The organism is Mesorhizobium sp. IMUNJ 23033, assembly GCF_044778005.1.
GTDB classification, from domain to species: Bacteria; Pseudomonadota; Alphaproteobacteria; order Rhizobiales; family Rhizobiaceae; genus Mesorhizobium; species Mesorhizobium amorphae_A.
Genome location: NZ_JBJACT010000049.1, coordinates 21,504 through 31,322 on the forward strand (window position 1 = coordinate 21,504; position 9,819 = coordinate 31,322).

8 protein-coding genes and 2 pseudogenes are annotated in these 9,819 nt (G+C 59.8%); 5 read left to right on the forward strand and 5 right to left on the reverse strand.

The genetic code is table 11. From position 1 onward, the window contains the following. Window positions 1–19 precede the first annotated feature (19 nt). Window positions 20–283: a DUF4242 domain-containing protein gene (locus ACFX5Q_RS32650; RefSeq protein WP_192182924.1), complete on the reverse strand. Its 264-nt coding sequence runs from the start codon at window positions 281–283 to the stop codon at window positions 20–22. Window positions 284–433: 150 nt separating this feature from the next. Here ACFX5Q_RS32650 and ACFX5Q_RS32655 point away from each other — a divergent pair, with 150 nt between their 5' ends. Continuing rightward, the gene (locus tag ACFX5Q_RS32655; RefSeq protein WP_404284415.1) at window positions 434–1,306 is read left to right on the forward strand and encodes a LysR family transcriptional regulator; all 873 of its coding nucleotides are present in this window, start codon (window positions 434–436) and stop codon (window positions 1,304–1,306) included. A 57-nt stretch (window positions 1,307–1,363) separates the two neighbouring features. On the opposite strand, the gene ACFX5Q_RS32660 is transcribed toward ACFX5Q_RS32655, so the two are convergent. The 3 genes from ACFX5Q_RS32660 to ACFX5Q_RS32670 all read right to left on the reverse strand — a co-directional run bounded on the left by ACFX5Q_RS32660 (window position 1,364) and on the right by ACFX5Q_RS32670 (window position 4,081). Next, a complete protein-coding gene (locus tag ACFX5Q_RS32660; protein WP_404284406.1) occupies window positions 1,364–2,353 on the reverse strand; it encodes a methyltransferase in 990 nt (329 codons plus the stop codon). A gap of 613 nt (window positions 2,354–2,966) precedes the next feature. Then, entirely contained in the window at window positions 2,967–3,752 is a 786-nt protein-coding gene (locus ACFX5Q_RS32665) for a GGDEF domain-containing protein (RefSeq protein ID WP_404284408.1), read from the reverse strand. A gap of 122 nt (window positions 3,753–3,874) precedes the next feature. Next, window positions 3,875–4,081 (reverse strand): hypothetical protein, encoded by a 207-nt coding sequence (locus ACFX5Q_RS32670; RefSeq protein ID WP_404284410.1) that lies wholly within the window; start codon window positions 4,079–4,081, stop codon window positions 3,875–3,877. Between the two features lie 114 nt (window positions 4,082–4,195). Here ACFX5Q_RS32670 and ACFX5Q_RS32675 point away from each other — a divergent pair. Both ACFX5Q_RS32675 and ACFX5Q_RS32680 read left to right on the forward strand, forming a co-directional pair. Beyond that, window positions 4,196–4,462, forward strand: a pseudogene (locus ACFX5Q_RS32675) (DUF736 domain-containing protein); the annotation flags it as partial. 144 nt (window positions 4,463–4,606) lie between these two features. Further along, window positions 4,607–4,750, forward strand: a complete 144-nt coding sequence (locus tag ACFX5Q_RS32680; RefSeq protein WP_192179882.1) for a hypothetical protein — start codon at window positions 4,607–4,609, stop codon at window positions 4,748–4,750. Between the two features lie 88 nt (window positions 4,751–4,838). Here the strand turns inward: ACFX5Q_RS32680 and ACFX5Q_RS32685 are convergent, their stop codons facing one another. Continuing rightward, complete coding sequence (locus ACFX5Q_RS32685) at window positions 4,839–5,366, reverse strand: MucR family transcriptional regulator (RefSeq protein WP_404284417.1); 528 nt, start codon at window positions 5,364–5,366, stop codon at window positions 4,839–4,841. Window positions 5,367–5,712: 346 nt separating this feature from the next. Between ACFX5Q_RS32685 and ACFX5Q_RS32690 the strand changes: the two are divergent. Both ACFX5Q_RS32690 and metH read left to right on the forward strand, forming a co-directional pair. Next, a pseudogene (locus ACFX5Q_RS32690) lies at window positions 5,713–6,060 on the forward strand (DUF932 domain-containing protein); the annotation flags it as partial. A 573-nt stretch (window positions 6,061–6,633) separates the two neighbouring features. After that, window positions 6,634–9,819: methionine synthase (metH, locus tag ACFX5Q_RS32695; protein ID WP_404284411.1), on the forward strand; the 3,186-nt coding region annotated here is incomplete at its 3' end.

The window sequence follows — 9,819 nt, forward strand, 5'->3', positions numbered from 1 at the left end:
GGCCTTTGTCGAATGTCATTTACGGCGTCAGATCAAGTGCTGGAACGATCCTGTTGTAGGGCAGGCTCGCATCGTCGTTCAGACGTTTGACATCAGCATCGGACTTGGCATCAAACAGGCACATGCAGCGACCGTCTTCAGGTGCAAAGGTCGAGCGCAGGTATTTGATCGCGGTGCCGGCGGATGACATCTCCGCCGCCTTGCTGATTGCTGCTTTCTGAGCACCACCTAGGGCTTCCATGCTGATCCCCTTGAGATCCCTTTCAACCATGTAGACGCTCATCTCATCCTCCTTTTTCAACCATACAGGGACATTTGATCGCCTTGTCGGCCAATTGGAACAATTTGTTTTCTATCGATCCATAACCGACGGTTATCGACAGACGTGGTATCATCTTCATCTGGGCTGCCCGGGGAGGGGTCAATCGTGGAAATGTCTCAGGTCCGATATGTGTTGGCGGCCATCGAGGCTTTGAACTTCACCAAAGCGGCCGCAGAATGCAACGTGTCGCAGCCGGCCTTGACCAAGGCCATAAAGTCTCTTGAAAATGAGCTCGGCGCGCCCTTGTTCTACCGGGAAGGAAAACGAGTTCTCCTGAGCGAGTTCGGACGGTCGCTCCTACCTCATTTGCAGCACATCATCCAGGAGGCAGAGGCCACCCGGACACTAGCCGACAATTTCAGACTTCTGGACCAGGTGCCTATCAGACTTGGCATCATGTCAACCATCGGCCATGTGAGGCTGTCACGGTTCCTCGCAAAATTCCAGAAGGAGTTCCACGGGGTCGATCTTGAAGTAAGCGAAGCAAAAGTCGGCGATCTGAAGAGTCGTCTGGCGAACGGCGAACTCGATCTGGCCGTTCTCAATCCCCTCGAAGGCCTGGGCGATTTCTTTCGTATTCATGAACTTTACAAGGAACGTTATGTCGTCATATTCCCTCCCGACCATAGGCTCGCGGCAGTTGATGCCATCAGGCTGGGCGATCTCTCTGGCGAACCCTATGTTGATCGTCTGTCCTGTGAAATGCGGGATATGGTGATGAATGTTTGCCGGCAGACCAATGTGAACCTTTACGCGCGTTTTCGGTCCGAGCGCGAGGACTGGGTGCAATCGATGGTTCTCGCCAAGATTGGCTTCGCATTCATGCCGGAATACTCCGTGACGTCGCCCGAGCTTCTGCAGCGTCCGCTCATCGATCCCTCTGTGACGCGAACCATTTGCCTCGCTAGCGTACCGGGAAGACAATTCAGTCCCGCCACTGCGGCTATGGTCCGCGCTGCCCAGAATTTCGACTGGCCTGGTTGATTCGAGTCCGAAGGGCGACCTGCCAATGTTGACCCTTCCCCGACAGGCGCGCGCCTTCTAGGCCGCAGACGCCTCAAGGATTGAAATGGGTCCTCGGGTCTGAATCACTCGTTCAAGGCGTAGCCCAGCGGCGTCGAACAACCTTGCATATTGGGCCTGCGTTCTCTCAAGGCCGCCAGTGATGGCGAGCATGACCACGTCGATACCCTTGATCTGGTTCGGTTCGTCACCCGGCGGCACGAGCGTCTCGGCCACAAGCACCTTCCCATTCGGCAGCATTGCCTTGCGGCAATTTCGCAAGATCACCGCGGCACGCCCATCCTCCCAGTCGTGAATGACCTTCTTGATGACGTACACGTCACCGGTGGGAACGCTCTCAAAGAAATCACCGGCGAAAAATTCGGTGCGCGGCAGGTCGCCCCCGGCACCCTGGCGCGCTGCCGCGACGCCGGAAGGTAGATCAAAAAGCACGCCGTTCAAATGGGGGTTGCGGACCAGGATTGCCGAGAGAAGCTGGCCATGTCCGCCGCCAACGTCGACGATCCGCGTGAATGGCTTGAAGTCATAAGCATCGGCCACGGCCTCGTTGCTGCCTTGGCCCAGGGCGACCATGGCACGCTGAAACAAGGCAGCCTGCTCCGGGTGTTCCGACAGCCAATCAAACCTTGGGCTCCCGAACACCTTGTCGAAGGCTGGCTTTCCGGTGCGGACAGAATGCAGGAGCTGCTCGAAGGCAAGATAGGCCTCGCTGTTGATCATACGGACAAAGTCACGGGGACCCGGGCGATCGGAGCGCAGCACCGCGCCCACCTCCGTCAACTCGAAATGACGGGGCAGTAATTCCCTAAAGACCCCTTCAGGCGCGAGAAGTCGCATTACTCGATAAAGCGCGTCAGCATCTGACTGAGTGGCAGCCGCCAGCTCATCCACCGACTGCTCGCTTGTAGCCAGGAGATCGGGGATGCCGAGTTCGACAACGACTCGCAGCGCTTGTGACACCGCGAATCCAAATCCTAGTCTCATGATCTGTTGCGACGGATTGGTCATGACTCTCCCTCGAAGAACTCTAGCTGTGGAGCGCCTCTCGAAGGAGGACCCCGGACCAGAGGGTCCAATTGCGGTGCCAACAGCCACCTATTATAAGATCATCAAAGCAAACTGCTACACCTATACCCCAGCGACGCTGTCGGGGCGGGATGATCCGGGTTTTCGCCCTTCGAAAGGGAATTGCCTTCAACCTCTCATATTCCCGCGTCGCGTCCCAGTGTGCCAACGGATGCATGCCTTCAGGCACTTTCGTCGCCCGCCCGCTAAGCAGGCATCGCATTGGTTCTGCTTCGAGCATGGGGAAGATAGCGAGCGATGTCTTTGATGCTAGAGGTTGAGCTGAGTCCGACCATATTCTGCAAGGTCAGAGAAGCCCAAGCTGATCGTGGGGGCCGCTTTCGACAGCGGCGAGGAGGTGGGCTCTATGTTTGGACCGGCCGACCAGTGGAGCGATGAGCGGGCCATTCCCACCGCCAAAGCTCCGGCTTCAAGTCATGCAGGCATCATCGCCTGGAGCCTTGACGCCGACCTGCGCTCGGTGACTGCGGCCCATGCCGGTGCCGTTTACCAGCGGTGACGTGCCTCACATGGAGTAGCGGGCTTCGGAGGTCGGCTACGGTGTCACGACTCGCAACTTGGCTGCCTCCTGGTCGAACGAAACGCGGTTTCGCCCGCGTTGTTTCGCTGCAAATACGCACCGCCCCGCAGCACGGAGGACATCCTGAATGTCTGCATCATGAGGAATTTCCGCACCGCCGATGCTGACAGTCACCCTCACGCCATTTTGTTGCCCTTTGACCCAGGGACCACCCTCGACATGCCGACGGATGTTCTCCGCTATGGTAATCGCCTGCTCTTTGCGCACGTCGCGCAGCAAGACCCCAAACTCTTCCCCACCAAGGCGGCCAATTGTGTCCCCGGGGCGGGTCGTATAGACGAGCGCCTTCGCGATCCGAACTAGGGCCTCGTCACCCTTGAAATGTCCGTGCTCGTCATTGATCGAGGAGAAGTGATCTGGATCGATCAGGAGAAGCATGTCGCATTCTCCTTCATCGCGGCTTCTGTCCATCCTTGCGATGAATTCACCGCGACTGAGGAGCCCCGTCATCTGGTCGTGGCTGGTTACGAAGTTGAGCCGGTCGTGCGCCTCTCTCAAGGCAGTATGTGACTTCTCCAACTTGTCACATGTTTCCTGGATCGTTTCGGACTGAGCGAAGATGTAGGCACTGACCGGCATTCCGATCAGAATGGGAATGAAGGTGCATTCCACCCAACTCAACCAGTCGATCGGCATCTGCAACGCAAGCCTAGCCGTAAACGACAGACCGAACGTCGCGACGACTGCAATTGTCGTCACGACCAATGATTTGCCCAGAATACGCTCGGTGCGCGGCGTCATATTGTTTCTTTAGCCATTGGCGCTGAATAGGCCGTTACCAAGTCGATTAAGATTATTCTGGCCTCGATGAGGGCGGTGATTTTTGCGATGGTTAAAATTCGAGTTTTTCGAAACTGCCGGCGTTAGTTTTCAAATGCTACCCCCTGAATATGCGTGGCCCAGGTTGGATTAGAGATATACGGCAGGCTGAAGCTCAGCAGGTGCGAGATCGAATCGCTCAGCTTGAATGCGAACTGATCAATGCGGCCGCTTCCAAAGGCAAATCCAAATTGCAAAACGTTGGTCACGAGCTTCGCTGGCAGAAAGCTCAGCTTGAACGCCTCGAACAATGCATAGCCTGGATGCCTAAGCGGTTATGATACTGCGCTTAGATTAGCTTGAGCGCATATATCGTCACCGGTGAACCTACCCCGCAAGCCGGTTAGGCGGCGACCCAAGAGGCGACCGTCTCCCTCCAGGCCAAGAAGATCCGTATCGTTCCCGATACGCGCTCCAGCGGCGAAAACGCTCCCAGCCACCGGGTCTTCGTCGGCCGGATCGAGATCGGTGCCGCCTGGTCCAAGCAGTCCAATGAGGGCCGCAACTACCTGGGTCTCAAGCTCGACGATCCCAGCTTCACCGCTCCGATCTACACCAACCTCGTCGAGGGTGAGGACGGTCAGGGCTACAGCCTCATCTGGTCACGACCGAACCGACGCAACGGCGACTGAACAACTTCGATATGACGCCCCGTATCCGGCGGGGCGTCATTTAGAAACCGGCCACTCAGCAGTTCAGAACCACAGCTTGACGAGTGATCCTTCATGTGAGGCCGCGATGGGCGCGGCCCGAGAAAAACAGAAGGAACCACCACAATGACTACCATCGGCACATTCTCGCGCACCGCGAAAGGCTTCTCCGGCTCGGTCAAGACCCCCAACCTCAACGTCAAGACGGTGACGTTCGCTCCCGCCGAAGGCGACTTCTCGCTCATCTGGTCCCGCCGCGCCGCAGATTGACCCGACCTAACACGAAGCCCCGCCGCGAGGTGGGGCTTCGCCATGTTCAGGTTCGCCGCCCGTTGGCACCTCTGTCAGGTGCAGCACACTAATTTGCGTGTGCCTTGCGCGTCTTCATCGCCGGCGACTTAACTGCCGTGGGGGTCGTTGCAGCCGCTGCCGCGCGAGCGGGCCGTTTTGGTTTTTCAGCTGCGGCTGGGGCGGGCGCCGCCTTGCGCCCGAGTCCGATTGATTTCGCCATGGCCGAGCGGATGGCCGCGTAACTCGGCGCCACCATCGGATAGTCGGAAGGCAGGTTCCATTTCTGGCGGTATTGCTCGGGGCTCAGATTGTAATGCGTTGCGAGATGGCGCTTCAGGGATTTGAACTTTTTTCCGTCTTCCAGGCAGATAATGAAGTCCGGCGTCACTGACTTCCTGATTGACACCGCCGGTTCCTGCTTGACCGCAGTTTCCGTCGCCGGCGAGCCAATCCCTTGCAGAGCGGCATGGATATCGCTGATCAGCTTCGGCAGTTCGCCGACCGGCAGCGGATTGTTCGACACATAGGCGGCGACAATGTCGGCGGCAATCGACACGGTATCCAGTTGGCCGTCTTGTTCAGGAGAAATGGTCATCAAGTTTTCCTCTTGTCTTATCGGATGCACTAAAGAAGTTTGGTTTCCCCATTCCGCCAATCAGGCAAATAGTCCGTTTCCTTTCTACAATCCACATCTCTTACCAATATTATAACGGCAAGCTTCGCTTTCATCGTTCTGATCGGCTGCGGATAACCTTGCAGATCTGTTGGGAAGCGAGGAACTCCGCCTCGCTTCCCCGCCATCGCCGCCTATGCTTCGCTCGGCCGTGCAACCCGGCTCCGCGCGCCGGCATTGGCCCCCATCACTCCCGTGCGCTCACGCGCCCCCGGAAGGCATGCCGGGGGACATGCCTTTGGCATCAACGGAAAAAGGAGTGATCGCAATGAACATGACGACCATCATCAACGGCGAGAGCAACAGCCATCAGCACGCGGCTTCCAGCGGTTTTCGCGTCGACATCGCGCGGCGAGCGGATCGGGCGGGTTTCTTCGGAATGGTTCTCGCGTCCCGATGACGAGCGCTATCTGAGCCTCACCGAGCTTTATGATGCGGTGAAGCAGCGCGCGGACCGCGCCACCGCCCGCATCGTAGAGAGCCGCGCCGTGCGCGTGGAAGCCACCGCAACAATGCGGACCCACTTTCGCTCAATGTTCCCGGACAGGAGCGGCCGATAGCGCCGACGCATTGGAGCTTCGGCCAGCTTTGCAGCCTTGTCAGCGCACCGGCCACTACATGCGCACTCATAGGTGGCTGTGACCTTCGCGACGAACGGAAAAACGCAAGCAGAGCCAAATCGTTGCAATAGGCTTTAGCAATCCGCCCACCCGAGCGGCGCGGCGCCGGCGTGCGCCTGTTCACCCGCCGCGGGCTCGACTGGACATCAAGTACCGCCATGTCGCCAAGGCCGCGGGACGGATGCCGGAATTCCACGTCGCTACCTCTCTAGAATGTGCGAGGAGGGGTTGCTCGCAAAGGTTGGCTGCTGGCGGTATCGCACCGCAGAGTTAAACCAGGGTCCGCGCATGCAAATGCAATCCGCGCGGCCATGGTTGATGTCGGCGCGCCGCTTTCGGCTTGCCGGAGGATCGACATCGAGCCTCTCAGCATCACCGATTTTCGCAGCGACGGGCAGCGATGGATGCTGCGGGCGAGCGGCGTCATGGGAGTCAAGCCGGGAAGGACCACGTGACAGGGCAACGTGAATGAGGTGAAAAACCGGCGTGACACTGAAATCGAGAGGGCGTATGTTGACATAAAGATGTCTTTATGTGATTAGGCGCGACTGTCGCTTTGAGGATGAAAAATGTCGCAAAGTTCCTCATCGCTGGATGACCTGTTCGGCCCCGCCGCGGCAAAGCCCGACGGCTCTGAAGTGCTTGCTGCGCTGACCGCAGCGGCGCACGAACGCATCCTCATCCTCGACGGCGCCATGGGCACGCAGATCCAGGGTCTCGGCTTCGACGAGAAGCAGTTTCGCGGCGAGGCCTTCGCCGGCTGCACCTGCCACCAGCAGGGCAACAACGATCTGTTGATCCTGACGCAGCCCTGGGCGATCGAGGAAATCCACTATCAATACGCCATATCAGGCGCCGACATCCTCGAGACCAACACGTTTTCGTCGACCTCGATCGCCCAGGCCGATTACGGCATGGAGGATGCCGTTCATACCCTGAACCGCGACGGCGCGCGGCTTGTGCGCCGTGCCGCGGTGAGGGCCGAGCAGGAGGACGGCAAGCGCCGTTTCGTCGCCGGCGCGCTCGGGCCAACCAACCGCACCGCCTCGATGTCGCCGGATGTCAACAATCCCGGCTATCGCGCTGTGACCTTCGACGACCTGCGCCTCGCCTATGGCGAGCAGTTGCGCGGGCTGATCGACGGCGGCGCCGATATCATCCTGATCGAGACCATCTTCGACACGCTGAACGCCAAGGCGGCGATCTTCGCAGCAGAAGAGATATTCAACGAGAAGGGCGTGCGCCTGCCGGTGATGATCTCAGGCACCATCACCGACCTGTCCGGCCGCACGCTGTCCGGCCAGACGCCGACGGCCTTCTGGCATTCGGTGCGCCATGCCAGCCCCTTCACCATTGGCCTCAACTGCGCGCTCGGTGCCAACGCCATGCGCGCGCATCTGGCCGAAATATCGGACGTCGCCAACACCTTCACCTGCGCCTATCCGAATGCCGGCCTGCCCAATGAATTCGGTAGGTATGACGAGAACCCGGAATTCATGGCCGCGCAGATCGAGGATTTCGCCCGTGAGGGGCTGGTCAACGTCGTCGGCGGCTGCTGCGGCTCGACGCCGGATCACATACGGGCGATTGCCGAGGCGGTGAAAAAGTACCCGCCGCGCGCCATTCCAGAGATCGAGCCGAAGATGCGCCTGTCCGGGCTGGAGCCGTTCACGCTGACCGACGAGATTCCGTTCGTCAATGTCGGCGAGCGCACCAACGTCACGGGATCGGCCAAGTTCCGAAAACTGATCACGGCGGGCGACTATGTTGCCGCAGTCGACGTGGCGCGCGACCAGGTCGCCAATGGCGCCCAGATCATCGACATCAACATGGACGAGGGGCTGATCGATTCGAAGAAGGCGATGGTCTGCTATCTCAACCTGATCGCCGCCGAGCCGGACATCGCCCGCGTCCCGGTGATGGTCGACAGTTCCAAATGGGAGATCATCGAGGCTGGGCTTAAATGCGTGCAGGGCAAGCCGCTGGTGAATTCCATTTCGATGAAGGAGGGCGAAGAGGCGTTCCTGCATCATGCCAGGCTGGTCCGCGCCTATGGCGCGGCCGTGGTCGTCATGGCCTTCGACGAAGACGGCCAGGCCGACACCAAGGCGCGCAAGGTCGATATCTGCACCCGCGCCTACAAGCTCTTGACCGAACGGGCCGGCTTTCCGCCGGAAGACATCGTCTTCGATCCCAATGTCTTCGCCATCGCCACCGGAATAGAGGAGCACGACAATTACGGCGTCGACTTCATCGAGGCGACGGGCGAGATCACAGCGACGCTGCCGCATGTCCACATTTCCGGCGGCGTTTCGAACCTGTCCTTCTCGTTCCGCGGCAACGAGCCGGTACGCGAGGCCATGCATGCCGTGTTCCTCTACCATGCCATCCAGCGCGGCATGGACATGGGCATCGTCAATGCCGGCCAGCTTGCGGTCTACGACACGATCGAGCCGGAACTGCGCGAGGCCTGCGAGGATGTCGTGCTCAACCGCGTGCCCAAGACCGGCGGCACTGCCACCGAACGCATGCTGGAGGTCGCCGAACGCTTCAAGGGCACGGCCGGCCAGGAGGCCAAGGAGCGCGATCTCGCCTGGCGCGAATTGCCGGTCGAACAGCGGATCAGCCACGCGCTGGTCAACGGCATCACCGAATTCATCGACGCCGATACCGAGGAAGCGCGGCTGGCGGCCGAGCGCCCGCTGCACGTCATCGAAGGCCCGCTGATGGCCGGCATGAATGTCGTCGGCGACCTGTTCGGCGCGGGAAAGATGTTCCTGCCGCAAGTGGTGAAGTCGGCCCGCGTGATGAAACAGGCTGTCGCAGGATTATTGCCGCACATGGAGGCCGAGAAGGTGGCGAACGCCGCCAACGGCATCGACAATGGCGAGCGCCAGACGGCCGGCAAGATCCTGATGGCGACGGTGAAGGGCGATGTCCACGACATCGGCAAAAACATCGTCGGCGTGGTTCTCGCCTGCAACAATTACGAGATCATCGACCTCGGCGTCATGGTGCCGGCGGCAAAGATCCTGCAGACGGCACGCGAGAGACAAGTCGACATCATCGGCCTGTCCGGCCTGATCACGCCGTCGCTCGACGAGATGGCGCACATGGCTGCCGAGATGGAGCGTGAAGGCTTCGACATTCCACTGTTGATCGGCGGGGCGACGACCAGTCGCGTGCATACGGCGGTCAAGATCCATCCACGCTATGCCAGGGGCCAGACCGTCTATGTTGCCGACGCCAGCCGGGCGGTCGGCGTCGTGTCGTCCCTGCTGTCGAACGAGGCCAAGGGCGGCTATGTCGACAGCGTGCGCGCCGAATACAAGAAGGTCGCCGACGCGCATGCCCGCTCCGAAGCCGACAAGCAGCGGCTGCCGCTCGCCAAGGCGCGGGCCAATGCGCACAAGGTCGACTGGTCGGCCTATGAGCCGCCGAAGCCGTCCTTCCTCGGCGTCAAAGTCTTCGAAGGCTGGGATCTTGCCGAGCTGGCGTGCTACATCGACTGGACGCCGTTCTTCCAGACCTGGGAGTTGAAGGGACGTTATCCAAAAATTCTCGAAGACGAGGCACAGGGACCAGCGGCGCGCCAACTGTTCGAGGATGCGCAGGCGATGCTGAAGAGGATCATTGCCGAGAAATGGTTCGCGCCACGCGGCGTCATCGGCTTCTGGCCGGCCAATGCCGTTGGCGACGATATCAGGCTGTTTACGGACGAGGCGCGATCGCAGGAATTGGCAACCTTCTTCACC